This is a genomic window from Nocardia sp. bgisy134, from assembly GCF_057708325.1.
In genome coordinates this window covers 490,133-506,270 of record NZ_JBYIRW010000002.1, presented here as the reverse complement: position 1 = coordinate 506,270, position 16,138 = coordinate 490,133, and the positions used below count along the sequence as shown (strand labels likewise).

Genomic DNA, 16,138 nt, shown 5'->3' with positions numbered 1-16,138 from the left:
TCACCAGTGCCACTAGCACTCTATACACGAGAGTGCCAGCGCTCAAGGCCGGGCGGTGCCAATGCGCGTCGTCGTCCCACTTCGCGACCCGCCGCTGTTCCGATATGCACTCACCAGGGTTGGTTGCCCCACGGCCTCAGGGCTTTCCATTGGTTCGGGAAATCTGTAACGTTCGGATAACGGATTGTGACAGTATTGACGACGGTCGTTCTTCGGCCGCCGAGTTCATCACGAACCGGCGTCCGAGGGAGGCATCGAGCGTTACGAAAGAACCAGCACAGCGTCACAGATCCCGTTGCGCCACAGCTTCACCCAGAGGGCAAGTCCACACGTGATCCAAGGCCGGTTCTCGCGACCCACCCGGACGTCGGTCCGGCCGGATCCCGAGTTCGGATCGCTCGCCGACCACGCGACGGTCCGGAAGTCCATTCGAGATGGTCGGCGACAGGATGACCATCCGCTCGAAGGGAGGTGAACATGCGAACATCCCTCGGCATCTCCGCCGGGAACGAGGTCGTGTGCTCGGCGCTGGTCGCCACCGCGCCGAACGGCGCCCAAAGCTTCGACTACCGCGTCGTTTCCGCCGACGCGGCCCATTCCGACATCGGTGATCTGGTCGCGTCGTCCATCGACCTGATGACCACCCAGCTACCGAGTCAGCAAGTGCCGCACGACATCGCGTGGCCCACTCAGCCGGTCGGCGTCCGATTCGCAGGCACCGGCTCGGTCGGGCTGGAAGCGGCGGCGGGCAGGCCGCCGACCAGCGTCGCCGTCGCCTACCGCAGCAAGGAGCAGGCGCAGGTGATCCGTTCGGCCACCGGCAAACAGCGTGAGCTGGAGCTGGTCCCGGAAGGCACCGCCGCGCTCACCTTCCTGCGCCACACCGGGCTGCTCGACCGCTACGAGACGGTCGCCGTCGTCGACCTCGGCGCGACCGGTCTGAGCGTCACCGTCGCCGAGCAGGCCGACGGCACCGTGCTTCGCTCCGAACGCATCCACGCGATCAGCGGCAACGCGATCGACGACCTGATCTACCACCACCTGGTCGACCTCCACTACGCCCGGCGCGGCACCAGGCCGAACCGCCGCATGCTGACCAACCGCGGCCGCGCCGCCAAGGAACATCTCTCGGTTTCGCCCGCCGTCACCATCGACCACGTCGCGGGCAGGCCGCTCAAACTCACCAGGGCCGATTTCGAGGAACTGATCGGAGATCTGCTGCGCGACACCGCCTTGTTCACCGCGGCGGTGTTCGCGCGGGCGCCCAAGTCCCCGGAGGCGGTGGCGGTGATCGGCGGTGGCGCCAACATCCCCGCCGTCCTCGAGACCCTCGAACGCGCACTCGATGTGCCGGTGCTCACCGTCGACGATCCGGAGGCGGTCATCGCCAAGGGCGCCGCGCTGGTGGCCGACGCCGCACAGCCTTCCGGGTTCCCGGTGGCGGCCGGGATCGGCGGCGACGCGCCCGCGGGCACCTTCACCAAGGTCATCGGCACGCTCGCCGGAGCCATCGTGGTGGTCGGCCTGGTGGTCGGCTACGGCTTCAAGACCTTCGCGCCGACGTCGGACGAGGAGGTCTCGCCCGCGGGTACGACGAGTAGCGCGCAACTGCCGCCGACGTCGGTCACAGTGCCCCCGCAGACCGGCGCGGGGACTGTCACCTCCGGCGGCCGCGAGACCACCGAGGGGTCCACCGTCGCATCGCCGCCGCCGGGCACCCAGGAGGCCGGTCTGCCGTCGACCCGCACCGGCGCCGTGTTCACACCGACGCCGATCCCGACACCGGCGCCGATCCCATCGGCCCAGCCGACGCTGCGCCCCGACCCGAACCTCCCGCCGATCCCGTTCCCGGAACTGCTCGGCCCGCTGCTGAATCCCCCTGGTAACCCCCTCTTGCCCACACAGCAGAACCGCGAGGAATACGGGCCGTCGACGAGCCCGGCGCCCCCTCCGGCGAGTGGGCCGCCCCAGGCGCCCGCACACACCAGGATTCCGATCCCGATGCCGCGCTCCAACTCGGGCTCCGCCGGGCAGGACACGACGAGCGCACTGCCGCTGCTCGAGGTCGAGTTCGCCCCGCACCGCTGAACGGCACGCTCGATCCGACCGAACGAATCACCCCCGGACGGAATGCCATTCGCTGGTAGACGATCCGATTCGGCCCGCAGGCAGCCAGATCGGCACCCGACAGCTCAGCCGATCTGGCTGACCGATACCGGCAACCCCGGATCGGTCGCGACGGTGAGGGGTGAGGGCTTCGCCCCGCCCGCGATGACATGCGCGCCGAGCGCGGCGATCATCACGCCGTTGTCGGTGCACAGCCGCGGTTTCGGCACCCGCAGCGTCAAACCCGCCGCGGCGCAGCGTTCTTCGGCCAGCGAGCGAATCCGCGAGTTGGCGGTGGCGCCACCGCCGAGCACCAGGGTGCCTGCACCCACGTCCTGGGCGGCGCGAATGGCCTTCATGGTCAGCACGTCGGCGACCGCCTCCTGGAAGGACGCGGCGATATCCGGGATCGGCAGGTCCTCGGGCGCGACACCGCTGCGCTGCGCGGCCTCCACGTAGCGTGCGACGGCGGTCTTGAGGCCGGAGAACGAGAAGTCGTAGCGCGGGTCGCGCGGCCCGGTCATGCCGCGCGGGAACGCGATCGCCTTCGGATCGCCGCTCGCGGCGGCCGCGTCCAGCGCGGGTCCGCCGGGGAAGCCGAGACCGAGCAGCCGGGCCACCTTGTCGAAGGCCTCCCCCGCCGCGTCGTCGACCGTGCTGCCCAGTTCGACGATGGGCTCGGCCAGATCGGTGACGTGCAGCAGATGGGTGTGCCCGCCGGACACCAGCAGCGCCACGCAGGGCGGCATCGGTCCGTGCTCCAACGTGTCCACCGCGACATGGCCGCCGAGATGGTTCAGCGCGTAGAACGGCACATCCCAGGCCGCCGCATAAGCTTTCGCGGCCGCGACGCCGACCAGCAGCGCTCCGGCCAGACCGGGGCCGATGGTGACCGCGAGTGCGTCGGGCTTGGCGATGCCCGCCGCCGACAGCGCCCGGCGCATGGCGGGCACGATCGCCTCCAGGTGCGCGCGCGAGGCGATCTCCGGCACCACGCCGCCGAAGCGCGCGTGCTGGTCGACGCTGGAGGCGACCTCGTCGGCGAGCAGCTCACAGCTGCCGTCGGGGTTGCGGCGGACGATGCCGACTCCCGTTTCGTCGCAGGAGGACTCGATGCCCATGACGATCACGACAGCACCTCGTCGGGAAGCGGGAGCGCGGTCAGTTCCGGCCTGCGCATGGTGTAGGCGTCGGCGCCGCTGGGGTGGTAGTAGTTCTTGCGCAAGCCGATGATGTGGAATCCGTGCTTGGCATAGAGCGCGATGGCGGGCGCGTTGTCGGTGCGCACCTCCAGGAAGACCGGTCCGCCGCGCTGGCCCGCCTCCGCGAGCAGCGCCTCGAGCAGCAGAGTGCCGATGCCCCCGCGGTGGTAGTTCGGGTCGACGCCGATGGTGTGCACCTCGGCCTCGGGGTGTGCTGCGTCACCGAGCAGCGCCACGCCCGCGTATCCGACCATCCGCCCGTCCTCGTCGCGCGCGGTGATGTAGCGGTTGTGCCGTCCGGCGAGTTCCGAGCGGAAGGCGACCGCGTGCCACGGATCGTCCTCCGGGAACAGCAGTTGTTCGAGTTCGACGCAGCGCTCGATGTCGCCCACGTTCATCGGCTCGATGCGGAAGGCGGCGGTGCGTACTTCGTCGTCCACCATCACGCTCCCGTCCTGTCGAGGGTGCGGTAGGCGTTCTCCACCGCGTCCGGCCTGCGCAGGTAGAGCGGCACCAGCGGTTCCGGCACGGCGCACGCGAGCAGCTCGGCGGCGGCGACGCGCACCAAGCCTGCGGGCGAGGGCGTCTCCACCGGCAGCACCGGAAGATCGAACAGGTCGACGTGCGAGGCGGAGCCCGCGACCGCCGCGGCCGAGTCGTGATCGAGCGCGGCGGGCTTGACCACGTCCGGCCCCGCGACGCGCAGCCCGGCACGGTAGCGCGCCCAGTACACCTCGCGCCTGCGCGCGTCGGTCACGACGAGCAGCTCGCCGTCGGCGGTGAACTCGCCCTGAGCGAAGACGTCCGAGGCGATCGCGTCCAAGCTGCACACGCCGTACACCGGGACGCCGAGGGCGTCACCGAAGGCGGCCGCGGTCGCCATGCCGACCCGCAAGCCGGTGAACGGGCCGGGCCCGATACCGGCGACGACCGCGGCGATATCGGTCCTGGAACGGCCTGCCTCGGTGAGGCATTCGAGGATCTGCGGGGTCAGCACCTCGGCGTGGGCGCGGGCATCGACCCGGACCCGCGAGGCGACGGTGCGCAGCTCGGCCGCGGTGACCGCATCGGGCGCGGCCTGCTCCAGTTCCACCAATCCCGCTGTAACGGCGGGTGTCGCGGTGTCGACAGCTAGTACAAGCATGATTGGCCCAACGATACCGGGTGGTACCTCGCCGCGGCGCGGAGCTACCGGGTAGCTAAACCCGGCGGCCGATCCGCCCGGCGCCCACTGTGACCTGCGTCTACTCGACCCACTCCCAGACCGCTGTTCGCACATCGGATTCCGGTTCCCTGGTCAGCAGGACGCGCAGGTGCCGCTCGGCCAAGTGCTCGACGACCCCGAGGCCCCACTCCACGACGACCACCGCCTCGTGCAGGTCGGTGTCGAGGTCGAGGGCGTCGAGCGCGTCCAGATCGCCGCCGAGCCGGTAGGCGTCCACGTGCACCATGGGCACCGGCGCGGCGCCGACGCGCAGGCCCGCGCGGTGCTGCCTGGCGATGATGAAGGTGGGCGAGCTCACTCGGCCCTGCACGCCGAGGCCGGCGGCGATGCCGCGCGTCAATGCTGTCTTGCCCGCGCCGAGCGGACCGTCGAGCACCACGAGGTCGCCCGCGCCGAGTTCGCCTGCCAGTTCGCGGCCCAGCGCCTCGGTGTCCTCCACGGTCGGCAGCGTTCGCCGTTGCTGCGTCACCGCCGCCCTCCGATCCGTTCTCGCCTTGCCGCTGATCCGGGTCGAGCGTACCGGCGCGGGTCGGCCCGGCCGCGATCAGCTTCGGGGTCGCCGGGACGGGCCTCGCTCACCCTGCCGAGGCCGCGTCGGCTTCGTCGGCCTCGTCGGCGCGGAAGAACCCGGCGCGCACCAGCAGCCGGTGCAGCGCGTAGTTGACGGTGTCGGGGAACTGCAGATGCGGCATGTGGGCGGCATCGGCGAGGCGGACCAGTTCGCTGTTGGGCAGCTCACGGGCGAGGGCGCGCGAGTTGCGGAACGGGATGACCAGGTCGTGCGCGCCGCCGAGCACCAGCACCGGAAGTCCGGCCAGCGTCGGCAGGGCGGCCGATTCGTCGTGCAGCTCAATGGCTTTCAGGAACTTGACGATCGTCTGCACCGGGGTGTCGTCGATCATCAGCGTGGTGAACCTGGACAGCGTCGGGCTGACCGGTCCGCGGAACGAGCTGACGTGCAGGATCGGCGTGATCAAGTGCCGCACCGTGGATCGACCGGCCTGCACCAGCGCGGGCGCGGTGTGCACCGCGAGCCGGAAGCCGTCGATCGCCGGGTTGCGCAGCAGCTGGGTGATGCCCGCCCCGGTGACCTCGGCGGCCGCCGTGGAGAGCAGCGCGATCGCGATCACCCGGCGCGCGAACAGCTCGGGGAACTGGGCCGCCGCGGCGAGCACGGCCATACCGCCGAGCGAGTGACCCACCAGCGCGACCGGTCCGGTGGGTGCGCTCGCCTCGATGACGGCGGCCACGTCGCGGCCGAGCTGCGCCACGGTGCAGCTCTCGGTGGCAGGCGTGCCGGAGCGCCCGTGTCCGCGCAGGTCGAAGAACACCAGGCGGGCCTGCGCGCCCCAGCGCTTCTCCAGATCGCGTCGCTGGAAGTGAAAGGACTCCATGCTGTTGCAGAAACCGTGCACGAAGACGACGGTGAGCGGCGCGTCGGCCGGACCGCATTCGCTGGTGGCGAGCCGGACGCCGTCCTCGGCGATCACCGCGCCCGCGCTGTCCTCTGTCATGAGCGCGAAGTCCTCGTCGCGGTACTCGTCGCGGCGCGCGGGCCAGAGCGCCTTCGCGCCCGCGCGGCGTAGCGCGTGCGCGCCCGCGAGCGCGCCGACCATACCGGCGGTCGCCATCCCACCGCGCCAGATGGTCGAGTGATTGTTGTTGCCCCGCACTACTTTCGGACGTCGCGATCGCATCGAGAACCCCTCACCTGTCAGCGGCACACACGTCGACGAGTCCAGCACACGGTGTCAGCGCGGGCAAGCCGGATCCGCTCCGATATGACGTCGCGCGACCCGTCCGCGCGGTGAGCACACGATCTCGTAGTGGATGGTGCCGAGCAGGTCCGCCCAGTCCTGCGCGCCCGGCTCGTCCACACCGCCGCCGAAGAGGATCGCGGTGTCGCCCTCCGCCACGCCCGCGGCGTTGTCGCCCAGGTCGACGACGAACTGGTCCATGCACACCCGCCCGACGTTGGGGCGTCGCATGCCGCCGAGCCACACCTCGAAGCGGCCGCTCAGCGGGCGGAACACGCCGTCGGCGTACCCGGCGGGGACGAGGGCGACGGTGGTGTCGTGCGGGGCGATCCACTGGTGCCCGTACGAGACGCCCTCGCCCGCGGCCACCCGTTTCACGAGCGCGACCTTGGCTTGGAACGTCATCGCGGGGCGCAGCCCGAAATCGCCCATCTCGGGGACCGGGCTGAGGCCGTACACCGCGATGCCCGGGCGGACCATGTCGAAGGCCAGGTCGGGCCGGGTGACGGCGGCGGCGGAGTTGGCCAGGTGCGCGACCTCGGGCGGCAGACCGTGCCGCTCTGCCTCGGCGATGGCCTCGACGAACCGGTCGCGCTGCACGTCGAGGAACGGGTGGTCGGGCTCGTCGGCGTGCGCCAGGTGGGAGAAGATCGCGCGGAAGCGCACGACGCCCTCCGCCACCAGGTCGCGCAGCGCGGCGAGGACCCGCGGGTATTCGTCCGGGGCGATGCCGTTGCGGTTCAACCCGGTGTCGACCTTGAGGGTGACCGTCGCGGTCCGGCCCACCCGCCGGGCCGCCGCCTCGACCGACCGCAGATGCGCCAGCGAGGAGATGCCGATCTCGATGTCGTCCGCGATCGCGGCGGCGTAGTCGGAGCCGGAGTTGTTGAGCCAGCACAGAATCGGCGCGTCGATCCCGGCCGCCCGCAATTGCAGCGCCTCCGGAATCGTGGTCGTGCCGAGCTCACGAGCTCCCGCCGCCAACGCGGTCCGCGCGACCTCCGCCGCGCCGTGGTTGTAGCCGTCGGCCTTCACCACCACCATCACCGCCGCGTCTCCCGCGTACTCACGCAGGACCCGCACATTGTGGGCAATGGCATCAAGATCGACGACCGTCTCCACTTGCGCACTCACAGCTGCCGATCCTGCCATTCCCGGGATCCGCGTCGCGAGGGAGTACCGATACCGCAGGTCATCGAGGTGTACCGGACGTCGGCGGCCCGGGCCCGAACACGGCGTCGGAGCCCTTTCGGACGGGTCGAGCGCGGCCGGAGAAGTGAAACATTGGCGTCCATCGGGACGGCATTCGCCCTCGTCAAAGCCGCTGTCGAGCACAGCCAACCTCCGGCAATCGCGAGGCGTCGCTACGCGCCTGTACCCAGCGCATCCGCGAAATGAAGGGGACCGCTGGTCGATCGTTCTGCGGCCCGAGCGAGCGACAACCGCTCGATCAGCTTCGGGCCGGGATCGACCCTCGATGACGGAGGAGCGAGCTCGACGGGACACCCGGGTCGGCGAACGCCGCGGTCGAGTGGGCAACCGGCGGCTTCAGTCGCTCAACGAACGCAGAGTGCGGATCGCCGCTCGGAGGTGGTTCAGAAGCGGGGTCGCCGAAGTGGGAGCGGCGGTCGGGTGATTCTCGTGGGCGGCGAGGTTGGCGGCCAGAGCATGCGCACGGGCGGCGGCCGCGGCGGACCAAGCGGGGTCGCGCCCTGCCGCGAGCAGGGCGCCGATGACGCCGGAGAGGACGTCGCCCGCGCCTGCGGTAGCCGCCCAGGAACCGCCCGCCTCGTTGACGAGCACCGGATGTCCCGGTGCGGCGACGAGGGTGGCCCGGCCCTTGAGGAGAACGGTGACCTGCCACTTCTCGGCGAGGTCGCGGACCGCTCCGACGCGATCCGCGCCCACCTCCTGCCCGGTCAGGCGGGCGAATTCCCCGGCGTGCGGCGTCAGCACCGTCGGCGCGGTGCGGCTGCGCACCAGCTCGGGTGCGGCGGCGAGCAGGGTCAGCCCGTCGGCGTCCACCACCACCGGCAGGTCGGTGGCGAGGATCTCCTCGAGCCGTTCGTACGCGTCCGCGTCCGTGCCCGCCCCCGGGCCGAACACCCAGGACTGCACCCGCCCGGTGTCGGAGACGCTCTGCGCCGCAATCACTTCCGGAAAGTGCGCGAGCACCTGCGCCGATCCGGTACCCGCGTAGCGCACCATGCCGGAGGTCGCTGCCACCGCACCGCCCGTGCACAACACGGCCGCACCGGGATAGGTCGCGCTGCCCGCGCAGATTCCGGTGACGCCCTGGGTGTACTTGTCGTCGGCCGGCCCGGGCACCGGCCACCGCGCGCCGATCCACGCCGGTTCGAGGGCTGCGAGATCGGGCTCGGGGAGCCGCAACCCGATGGGCACCAACTCGATCCGCCCACACCACGGCGCGGCCAGCGCGTGCACCGGCTTGTACGCGCCGAAGGCGACCGTCACCGCCGCGCGCACGGCGGGCCCGGTCACCGCGCCGGTGTCCGGGTCGACTCCGCTCGGCAGGTCCGCCGCCACGATCGGAACATCCACCCCCGCAACGAGTTCCGCGGCGCGCGGCCGCAGCGATCCGCGCCCGGAGATGCCGACGATGCCGTCCACGACCAGATCGGGCTCGCCGAGCTCCTCGCGCACCCGGCCGCCCGAGGCGCGCAGCGCGGCAAGCCCTTTCGCGTGCGCGCGAGCGGGATCGAGCAGCACGGCCGTCACCGCCACGCCCCTTCGGCGCAGCTTCGTACCCGCCCACAGGGCGTCACCACCGTTGTCGCCGGAACCGACCAGCAGCGTCACGGCCCGTCCGGCGACGCCGCCCGTGCGCGCTCGAAGCTCACCGGCGACGACCGTCGCCAAGCCGTGCGCCGCGCGCTGCATGGGCACACCCTCGGGCACCCTGGTGAACAGTTCGGCCTCGGCCGCGCGCACTTCGTCGGCGGTGAAATAGCCCCGTTGAACGGACATCGGCGCCTCCACTGGTTCGGAACCTGCGTGCCGCGAGCCTGCCGCCCGCATGTCCGGACACTACCGCCATGCACCGCGAAATCCGCCGTGCCGCAAGCCCCGGCGGTTCCCCGTCCACCCGGCGACTAGGCTCGGACATCATGTCGATGGTCAGCCGCGCCAAGCCCGCTCCGTTCGTCACCGCCTTCGCCGTGGCGGCGACGCTTGTACTGGCAGGCTGCGGCTCCGACGATTCCGCCACCGCGCCCACCACCACCGCGAAGGCCACGTCGGCGACCGCCGTCCCGACCGGCGAACGCAAGGCGGCCGCCGTCACCGTCGACGTGGACGACATGAAGTTCTCCCCCGAGAACGTCACGATCGGCATCGGCGACACCGTCACCTGGAAGTTCTCCGACAAGGCGCCGCACGCCGTGCAGGGCATCGGCGACAAGGCCATGGGCATCAACAGCCCGATCTTCGACAAGGGCGAGTGGAGCTACACCTTCACCCAGGCGGGCACCTACCGCTACCTGTGCACCCTGCACCCGGAGATGCGCGGCACCGTCACCGTGCAGTAGTTCCGGTCACACCGGCCGATACGCCCTGGTCCGCGCACCGCGCGCGGACGAGGTGTTCAGCGCCTCGACGGCCGCGACGAGCAGCGCGAATTCGGGGTCGGCCGGCGGTCCTCGCGCTGTTCACGCTCACCGCGCACAGCAAGCCCGCCGCCGCCGTCACCGTCGTGCTCGTGTTCGTGTTCGTGTTCGCCACCGTCCCGCCGCCGCAGAAACGGGTTCTCGATCAGGCCGCGGGCGCCCCCACCCTCGCCTCCGCGGTGAACATCGGCGCCTTCACCTCGGCAACGCGCTTTCGGCCCGGCTCGGCGGGCTGGTCATCGCCGCGGGCTACGGGCGCGGGCTACGGGTATGCCGCACCCAACTGGATCAGGACGGCGCGGCGGTCAGCGCGCTGGGGTTGGGCGGTGGTGTCGGGTGCGCTGGAGCGTGGAAGCGCTCGGGATGCCGACGATGTCGAGCGGGAACCCATCGCCAGTCGCGGGTGATGCGTGCGTTGAACGGGCCTCGGAGTGTCACTACTCCGAGGCCCGTCGGCGTTTGCCGCCGAGTCCGGTTGCGACAGCACGGATCCAGGTTCCGCGGCGTGCCCGCACTCTGCCGGCTGGGCGGCTCAGCCGAAGGTGATCAAGGTGCCGCGCGGCTGGGTTGGTCGTCCGCCGCGGCCGTCGTCTCGGCCGAAAGTGGCCAACGGGCCGGACGGCTTGTGGCTCGGTCGTTCGCGGCGGCAGCCGGGAGGACACGCCCGGCCGAGGTCTATTCGACCGTGACCGATTTCGCCAGGTTCCGCGGCTTGTCGACGTCGTAGCCGCGGGCCTGCGCCACCTCGGCGGCGAAGATCTGCAACGGGACGGTCGAGAGCAGCGGTTGAAAGAGAGTGGGCGCCGAGGGGATTTCGATCAGGTCGTCGGCGAACGGGCGCACCGTGTCGTCGCCCTCCTCCGCGATCACGATCGTCCGCGCGCCGCGCGCCTGGATCTCGCGGATATTGCTCAGCAGCTTGGAGTGCAGCACCGCGCGACCCTTCGGCGAGGGCATCACCACGATCACCGGCAGTCCGTCCTCGATCAGCGCGATCGGGCCGTGCTTGAGCTCACCGGCGGCGAAGCCCTCGGCGTGCATGTACGCGAGCTCCTTGAGCTTGAGCGCACCCTCCAGCGCCACCGGGTACCCCACGTGGCGGCCGAGGAACAGCACGGTCGGCACGTGCGCCAGCTCCCTGGCGATCGCCCGCACCTGCGGCGCCGTCTCCAGCACCCGCTCGACCAGCTTCGGCATGGCCTCCAGCTCGTTGAACTCGCGCGCCACCTCGTCGGGGTACTTGGTGCCGCGCGCCTGCGCCAGCGCCAGACCCACCAGGTAGTTCGCCGCCACTTGCGCCAGGAACGCCTTGGTGGAGGCGACGCCGATCTCCGGACCGGTGCGGGTGTAGAGGACCGCGTCGGACTCGCGCGGGATCTGCGCGCCGTTGGTGTTGCAGATGGCGAGCACGCGCGCCTTCTGCTCCTTGGCGTGTCGCACCGCCTCCAGCGTGTCGGCGGTCTCACCGGACTGCGAGATCGCCACCACCAGCGTCGACCGGTCCAGGACCGGGTCGCGGTAGCGGAACTCGCTGGCCAGCTCCACTTCGACGGGCAGGCGCGTCCAATGCTCGATCGCGTACTTGGCCAGCAGGCCCGCGTGATACGAACTGCCGCACGCCACCACGAAGACCTTGTCGAACTCGCGCAGCTCCTGATCGGCGAGCCGCTGCTCGTCCAGCACGATCCGGCCGCCGGACTCGTCGGTGGTGAAATGCCCGATCAGGGTGTCGGCGACGGCGGTCGGCTGCTCCTCGATCTCCTTGAGCATGAAGTAATCGTGGCCGCCCTTCTCGGCGGCCGCCAGATCCCAGTCGATGGTGAACGGGCGGGTGCGCACCCCGTCCTCGACGCCGGCGAAGTCGGTGACCCGGTAGCTGTCGGAGGTGATCACCACGGCCTGATCCTGGCCGAGCTCGACCGCCTCGCGGGTGTGTTCGATGAACGCGGTGACGTCCGAGGCGATGAACATCTCGCCCTTGCCGACGCCGACCACCAGCGGGGTGTTGCGGCGCGCCGCGACGATCACGTCGGGGTGATCGGCGTGGGTGAACACCAGCGTGAACGCGCCCTCCAAGCGGCGAAGCACGGCCAGCGCGCTGGCCGGGAAATCGCCCGCGGTCGGACCGTCGGCGTACGCATGGGCCACCAGGTGCACCGCGACCTCGGTGTCGGTGTCGCTGCGCAGCTCGACCCCGGCGTCCTCCAGCTCGCGCCGCAGCGGCGCGAAGTTCTCGATGATGCCGTTGTGCACCACGGCGACCTTGCCGGTGACATCCCGGTGCGGGTGCGCGTTGCGGTCGGTCGGCGCGCCGTGCGTGGCCCAGCGCGTGTGACCCATACCGGTGGTGCCCGCGAAGCTCACGGCCCCGGCTTCGGCCAGCTCGGCCTCCAGATTGGCCAGCCTGCCCGCCTTGCGCTCCACCGCGAGAGCGCCCTGTCCGTCCAGGATTGCGACGCCCGCGGAGTCGTACCCGCGATATTCCATGCGGCGCAATGCGTCAACGACGACGCCGAGCGCGTCCCGGTATCCGACGTAGCCAACGATTCCGCACATGGCTCCCCAGAGTACTTATCGGTTAACGTTCACGTCGTGTCGGCGTCTGTGAAATCGCTACTGAGCACCCTGACCAGCCGCGGCCCGCACCGGGTGCTGCGGGGAAATCTGGCCATCGCGGGCCAGCCCGGGGTCGTCTATACGCCCGAAAGCGGACTCGGTCTACCAGCTGTTGCGTTCGGACACGGCTGGCTCACCGGCGTCGGCAACTATCGCGATTTGCTCCAACACCTCGCGTCCTGGGGTTTCGTTGTCGCCGCTCCCGACACCGAGCGCGGACCGATTCCGTCACATCTCGGCCTCGCGACCGACTTGCTCACCAGCCTCGACATTTGCACCGGCGTCCGCCTCGGCGACGGCGAAATCAGCGTGCACCCCGACAAGCTCGCCCTGGTCGGGCACGGCATGGGTGCGGGCGCCGCCGTCATCGCCGCGGCGCAGCGCAAGGTCGCCGCCTTCGCCGCCCTCTACCCCGCGCCGACCGCTCCCGCAGCGGAAACCCTCGCCCCCGACCTCGACATCCCCGCGCTCGTCGTGGCGGGCGCCACCGACGTCTCCTCCGTCAGCTCCAACGCGTTCCCGCTCACCGCCGCGTGGGGCGGCGACGCGCTCCTGCGGACAGTCGACGGCGCCTCGCACAACGGCATCATCGAGGGCCGCCGCGCCCTGGCCGCCCTCGGCGCGGGCAAGCACGAAGCCAAAACCGCTCGCACCACCCGCGCGCTCCTCGTCGGCTACCTCAACTACACCCTCCTCGGCGACAAGACCTACAGGCCCTTCGCCGACCCGGAAACCGTCATCCCCCACACCCAGCTCGTCGACCCGAACGCGCCGCAGGAAGAAGAGGAACGGCCGAAGCTCTCCATCGGCACCCTCGCCCACTTGCTGCGGAAGTAAGAGGAGAGCGCCGCCCGCTCGAACGCAGGCGGCGCTCCCAGCCTTCAGACGCTCCCGGCCCTCAGATCAACCAGCTCTTCCGTCGGTAGTACTCCGACTCGGGATCGTCGTCCTCGTCGATCGGCGTGACGACGTCCTTCGACTTGCGTGCCGCGATGGACCTTGCGATCGCCTCCCGCTGCTCGCGCGCCTCGGCCGCTAGCCGCTCCTGTTCGGCCCTGGCCTCGACCTCTTGCCGTTCCTTCTCCTCGGCCTCGGCTTGGGCCTTGGCGATTTCTTCGCCGTGCTCTTCCCAGAACTCCCGCATCGCCGCCGCGGACTGCTCCGCGAGTTCGCGGCTCTTGTCGGCCGTCCTCCGGTTTATCTCGATCAAATCTTCTGAGATCGCTGCGGATATCCGGCGGCACTCGTCACCGATCCGCTCCATCTCCTGGGCGTAATTCACCATGGCTGCACTCCTAGCCGATCCCGATCATGCTGCGCGAGCCGGAATCACAATGGTCCCGCCTCGGCCAGCTGCGCACCGCTGTCGAACGGCTCTTCCGGTTCTGTGGTGTCCTCTTCGATGACAGGCGCCGGAATGGGCTCCGGCTTGTACTCGCCGTCCTCTTCCCGCTTGGTACCCGGCGGAACCGGCGTGGACCCACCGGGATTGCCGGTACCGCCCTCCGGATTCTGACCACCGTCGGCGGGCTTCTCCTCCCCGGGAGGAGGAGTCTCGTCCTCGCCAGGCTTCTGCTCGGTATCGGTGATGACCGGATTGCCGTTCTCGTCGAACTTCATGCCGTATTCGTGCGATGTGCCATCGGGATCGGTGGCGACCAGCTTCAACTGTCCGTCCGGTCCCATTTCGACCGTCACATGCTTTCCCGCGAGATCGAACTCGGCCTTCGCCTTGTCGTCCTTGTTCTCCTCGTCCGTCTTGGCGTCGTCTTCCGTCGGTGTGGTAGCCGCTTCCAACTGTTCCAACGCCGTGTCGACGCCGTCTTGAATGACACCGCTCAGCGCGCTGAGACCCGAGCTCAACCCCGTGGCAATGGTGCTCGCCGCCGAAGACAGCGACTCGGCCAAGCTCGCGAGACCCTCCAACGACACCGATTGCGTCGAGTCGTCGTCATCGTCGTCGGTCGTCGTGTCATCCGGCGTGGTGCTCGGACCAGGGTTGTTGCTGGGTCCAGGGCTAGGACCGGGGCTCGGGCCTGGATTGTTATTGCCTGGTGCGGGATTGGATGTCTTGGGTGTCCCGGCGGGCCGGGGATACGGCTCCTCGGAGATTTTCTTCACCGCGGTGATGATCAGATCGTAAGCTTCCGTGACCTTGGTATCCGTCTTGTCACAGGCTTCGATGAATTTCGTTGTCTTCGATGTGTAATCGGGCTTGAAGACGTTGTCCAGCCAGTGCTGACATCTGTCTTTGATCATCTGCTCGTAGGGCGAGCCCGGGAATATCACGCCACCCATGAAATTGTTTGTGACCCATCCTGTGAAGCCGTCTTTGGCCCCTTCCAGCATGTCGGGGAAGATACGGACGACCTTATTGGCCTCACTGTCCCCGGACCAAGTGTTAGTCCACGACACGCCCCCCGCTCCCGAGATGATCGCGTCTACATCCTCCGGCGTTTTGCCGTCGATCTTTACATGTTCGCCATTCTCCAAAATCTGGAGAACCTGGTCCGACTTGATTTTGACGGCCAAACGAAGGCTCTGCGGAGCCTTTTCGAAAGCCCCGAGGATTTCCTGGGCGATCTTGGCATCTGCGTCGGCCAGCCTGAGCTGAGTGGACATCATGTTCAGCGCCGCGGTCGCCGCGTCACCCTGCCAGGCCTGCGAAATGCTCTCCGAGGTCTTCGATTGCGCACCGTACTGCTCTTGCATCGCCTTGACGACCTCTTTCAAGGCGTCGACCGTATTCGTGAGCTTGTCCTCGTTCAGCCCGTTCTGCTCGTAGTACCGCTTGTGCAGGTCTTCGTAGCTCTTCAGGCTGCTGGGCAAGTCACCGAAGGCTCGTTTGTAGCGCGGCTCGAAGTTTTCGAAGTACAGCAGCATCCTCGATCCGTAGTCCAGCAGCTGCGCGATAGTGCTGGAGACGGGCGCATCAGTCATTCTTCGGTCCCCCAGGTCACTTGGTGTTCAGTTCGCTGGCACGCTGTTCGTCCACAGTGGAGTAGCTGACCACCGCGGCGCCGATCACGTCCGCGGTGGCGCCGCTCGCGTTCGACCAGTCGTCGATGCGTTGCCGCAGCGCTTCGAGCCCGCTCTGAATGTCCTTGCCTTTGCTCTGGTACTTCGTTCCGGCGTCGCCCGGCCCGAAGAGGTTGTCGCTGATCTTCTTGATCTGATTCTTGACGACGTCGGTCGACGCCTGAAGCTCGTTGCTCAACTTGCCGAGCTCACCGGTCTTCACACCAAGCGTGCTGCTCGAGTCGGTCATCAGTACGGGGCCCCTCCGTAGTCGCTTCGTCCGATCCCCAGCTCGGAACCCTAGGGAGCCTAGGCACGCCGAGAATCGCCTTACTTTCTTCGACGCGCTTGGGCGTTGCTCGGTTCCGTCGGATCTCTAGCACTGCGCCGCAGTCGTACAGAGAACTTACTGGGCGCCGGAACGAGGCTCAATCGGGCTCGTGGGGACGTGGACGCAGGTTCCAATGATCCGCACGGATGATGTGCGGATCATTGCAGCCTGCGGCCTGTTTCACCCCTCCATGGGGTCGGCGTTCGGGGGCCGTATGGGAGGGAGTGTAGTCGGAGGCGAGCGCAATCGTCGGGTTC

The 16,138-nt window shown here is 69.4% G+C and carries 15 protein-coding genes; 4 read left to right on the top strand and 11 right to left on the bottom strand.

The window, feature by feature from the left end; translation table 11 throughout:
- Positions 1 to 477: 477 nt before the first annotated feature.
- A complete protein-coding gene (locus AC3ERS_RS05810; RefSeq protein WP_431964223.1) occupies positions 478 to 2,088 on the top strand; it encodes a DUF7159 family protein in 1,611 nt (536 codons plus the stop codon).
- A gap of 104 nt (positions 2,089 to 2,192) precedes the next feature.
- On the opposite strand, the gene tsaD is transcribed toward AC3ERS_RS05810, so the two are convergent.
- The 7 genes from tsaD to AC3ERS_RS05775 form a co-directional block, all read right to left on the bottom strand.
- Positions 2,193 to 3,236 (bottom strand): tRNA (adenosine(37)-N6)-threonylcarbamoyltransferase complex transferase subunit TsaD, encoded by a 1,044-nt coding sequence (gene tsaD, locus AC3ERS_RS05805; protein ID WP_431964221.1) that lies wholly within the window; start codon positions 3,234 to 3,236, stop codon positions 2,193 to 2,195.
- Positions 3,233 to 3,751 carry a ribosomal protein S18-alanine N-acetyltransferase gene (gene rimI / locus AC3ERS_RS05800; protein WP_431964537.1) on the bottom strand — a complete coding sequence of 173 codons (519 nt, stop codon included), beginning with the start codon at positions 3,749 to 3,751 and terminating at the stop codon, positions 3,233 to 3,235. The genes tsaD and rimI overlap by 4 nt, the downstream gene beginning before the upstream one ends.
- Positions 3,751 to 4,452, bottom strand: a complete 702-nt coding sequence (tsaB, locus tag AC3ERS_RS05795; RefSeq protein ID WP_431964219.1) for a tRNA (adenosine(37)-N6)-threonylcarbamoyltransferase complex dimerization subunit type 1 TsaB — start codon at positions 4,450 to 4,452, stop codon at positions 3,751 to 3,753. Before tsaB ends, rimI begins: the two co-directional genes overlap by 1 nt.
- A gap of 100 nt (positions 4,453 to 4,552) precedes the next feature.
- Positions 4,553 to 5,002, bottom strand: coding sequence for a tRNA (adenosine(37)-N6)-threonylcarbamoyltransferase complex ATPase subunit type 1 TsaE (gene tsaE, locus AC3ERS_RS05790; protein WP_431964217.1), 450 nt, complete (start codon positions 5,000 to 5,002; stop codon positions 4,553 to 4,555).
- 106 nt (positions 5,003 to 5,108) lie between these two features.
- The gene (locus AC3ERS_RS05785; protein WP_431964215.1) at positions 5,109 to 6,164 is read right to left on the bottom strand and encodes an alpha/beta fold hydrolase; all 1,056 of its coding nucleotides are present in this window, start codon (positions 6,162 to 6,164) and stop codon (positions 5,109 to 5,111) included.
- Positions 6,165 to 6,284: 120 nt separating this feature from the next.
- Complete coding sequence (alr, locus tag AC3ERS_RS05780; protein ID WP_431964213.1) at positions 6,285 to 7,442, bottom strand: alanine racemase; 1,158 nt, start codon at positions 7,440 to 7,442, stop codon at positions 6,285 to 6,287.
- Positions 7,443 to 7,838: 396 nt separating this feature from the next.
- Positions 7,839 to 9,278 carry an NAD(P)H-hydrate dehydratase gene (locus tag AC3ERS_RS05775; RefSeq protein ID WP_431964211.1) on the bottom strand — a complete coding sequence of 480 codons (1,440 nt, stop codon included), beginning with the start codon at positions 9,276 to 9,278 and terminating at the stop codon, positions 7,839 to 7,841.
- A 140-nt stretch (positions 9,279 to 9,418) separates the two neighbouring features.
- Between AC3ERS_RS05775 and AC3ERS_RS05770 the strand changes: the two genes are divergently transcribed.
- Positions 9,419 to 9,838 (top strand): cupredoxin domain-containing protein, encoded by a 420-nt coding sequence (locus AC3ERS_RS05770; RefSeq protein ID WP_431964209.1) that lies wholly within the window; start codon positions 9,419 to 9,421, stop codon positions 9,836 to 9,838.
- A gap of 170 nt (positions 9,839 to 10,008) precedes the next feature.
- On the top strand, positions 10,009 to 10,323 hold the full coding sequence (locus tag AC3ERS_RS05765; protein WP_431964207.1) for a hypothetical protein: 315 nt from the start codon (positions 10,009 to 10,011) through the stop codon (positions 10,321 to 10,323).
- A 268-nt stretch (positions 10,324 to 10,591) separates the two neighbouring features.
- Here the strand turns inward: AC3ERS_RS05765 and glmS are convergent, their stop codons facing one another.
- A complete protein-coding gene (gene glmS, locus AC3ERS_RS05760; protein WP_431964205.1) occupies positions 10,592 to 12,472 on the bottom strand; it encodes a glutamine--fructose-6-phosphate transaminase (isomerizing) in 1,881 nt (626 codons plus the stop codon).
- A gap of 36 nt (positions 12,473 to 12,508) precedes the next feature.
- On the opposite strand from glmS, the gene AC3ERS_RS05755 reads away from it, so the two are divergent.
- Positions 12,509 to 13,369: a dienelactone hydrolase family protein gene (locus AC3ERS_RS05755; protein ID WP_431964203.1), complete on the top strand. Its 861-nt coding sequence runs from the start codon at positions 12,509 to 12,511 to the stop codon at positions 13,367 to 13,369.
- A gap of 61 nt (positions 13,370 to 13,430) precedes the next feature.
- Here AC3ERS_RS05755 and AC3ERS_RS05750 read toward each other — a convergent pair whose 3' ends face one another.
- From AC3ERS_RS05750 to AC3ERS_RS05740, 3 genes are read right to left on the bottom strand one after another with little or no spacing between them, the layout of a single operon-like run.
- Positions 13,431 to 13,817, bottom strand: coding sequence for a hypothetical protein (locus tag AC3ERS_RS05750; RefSeq protein ID WP_431964201.1), 387 nt, complete (start codon positions 13,815 to 13,817; stop codon positions 13,431 to 13,433).
- Positions 13,818 to 13,861: 44 nt separating this feature from the next.
- Complete coding sequence (locus tag AC3ERS_RS05745; protein WP_431964199.1) at positions 13,862 to 15,472, bottom strand: hypothetical protein; 1,611 nt, start codon at positions 15,470 to 15,472, stop codon at positions 13,862 to 13,864.
- A gap of 16 nt (positions 15,473 to 15,488) precedes the next feature.
- Positions 15,489 to 15,800 carry a hypothetical protein gene (locus tag AC3ERS_RS05740; RefSeq protein ID WP_431964197.1) on the bottom strand — a complete coding sequence of 104 codons (312 nt, stop codon included), beginning with the start codon at positions 15,798 to 15,800 and terminating at the stop codon, positions 15,489 to 15,491.
- Positions 15,801 to 16,138 lie beyond the last annotated feature (338 nt).

Bases quoted from the DNA above. Each gene is read 5' to 3' on its own strand.
- AC3ERS_RS05810 (WP_431964223.1), top strand. From the start codon at position 478: ATGCGAACATCCCTCGGCATCTCCGCCGGGAACGAGGTCGTGTGCTCG.
- rimI (WP_431964537.1), bottom strand. From the start codon at position 3,751: ATGGTGGACGACGAAGTACGCACCGCCGCCTTCCGCATCGAGCCGATG.
- tsaB (WP_431964219.1), bottom strand. From the start codon at position 4,452: ATGCTTGTACTAGCTGTCGACACCGCGACACCCGCCGTTACAGCGGGA.
- AC3ERS_RS05785 (WP_431964215.1), bottom strand. From the start codon at position 6,164: ATGGCGACCGCCGGTATGGTCGGCGCGCTCGCGGGCGCGCACGCGCTA.
- alr (WP_431964213.1), bottom strand. From the start codon at position 7,442: ATGGCAGGATCGGCAGCTGTGAGTGCGCAAGTGGAGACGGTCGTCGAT.
- AC3ERS_RS05775 (WP_431964211.1), bottom strand. From the start codon at position 9,278: ATGTCCGTTCAACGGGGCTATTTCACCGCCGACGAAGTGCGCGCGGCC.
- AC3ERS_RS05770 (WP_431964209.1), top strand. From the start codon at position 9,419: ATGTCGATGGTCAGCCGCGCCAAGCCCGCTCCGTTCGTCACCGCCTTC.
- glmS (WP_431964205.1), bottom strand. From the start codon at position 12,472: ATGTGCGGAATCGTTGGCTACGTCGGATACCGGGACGCGCTCGGCGTC.
- AC3ERS_RS05750 (WP_431964201.1), bottom strand. From the start codon at position 13,817: ATGGTGAATTACGCCCAGGAGATGGAGCGGATCGGTGACGAGTGCCGC.
- AC3ERS_RS05745 (WP_431964199.1), bottom strand. From the start codon at position 15,472: ATGACTGATGCGCCCGTCTCCAGCACTATCGCGCAGCTGCTGGACTAC.
- AC3ERS_RS05740 (WP_431964197.1), bottom strand. From the start codon at position 15,800: ATGACCGACTCGAGCAGCACGCTTGGTGTGAAGACCGGTGAGCTCGGC.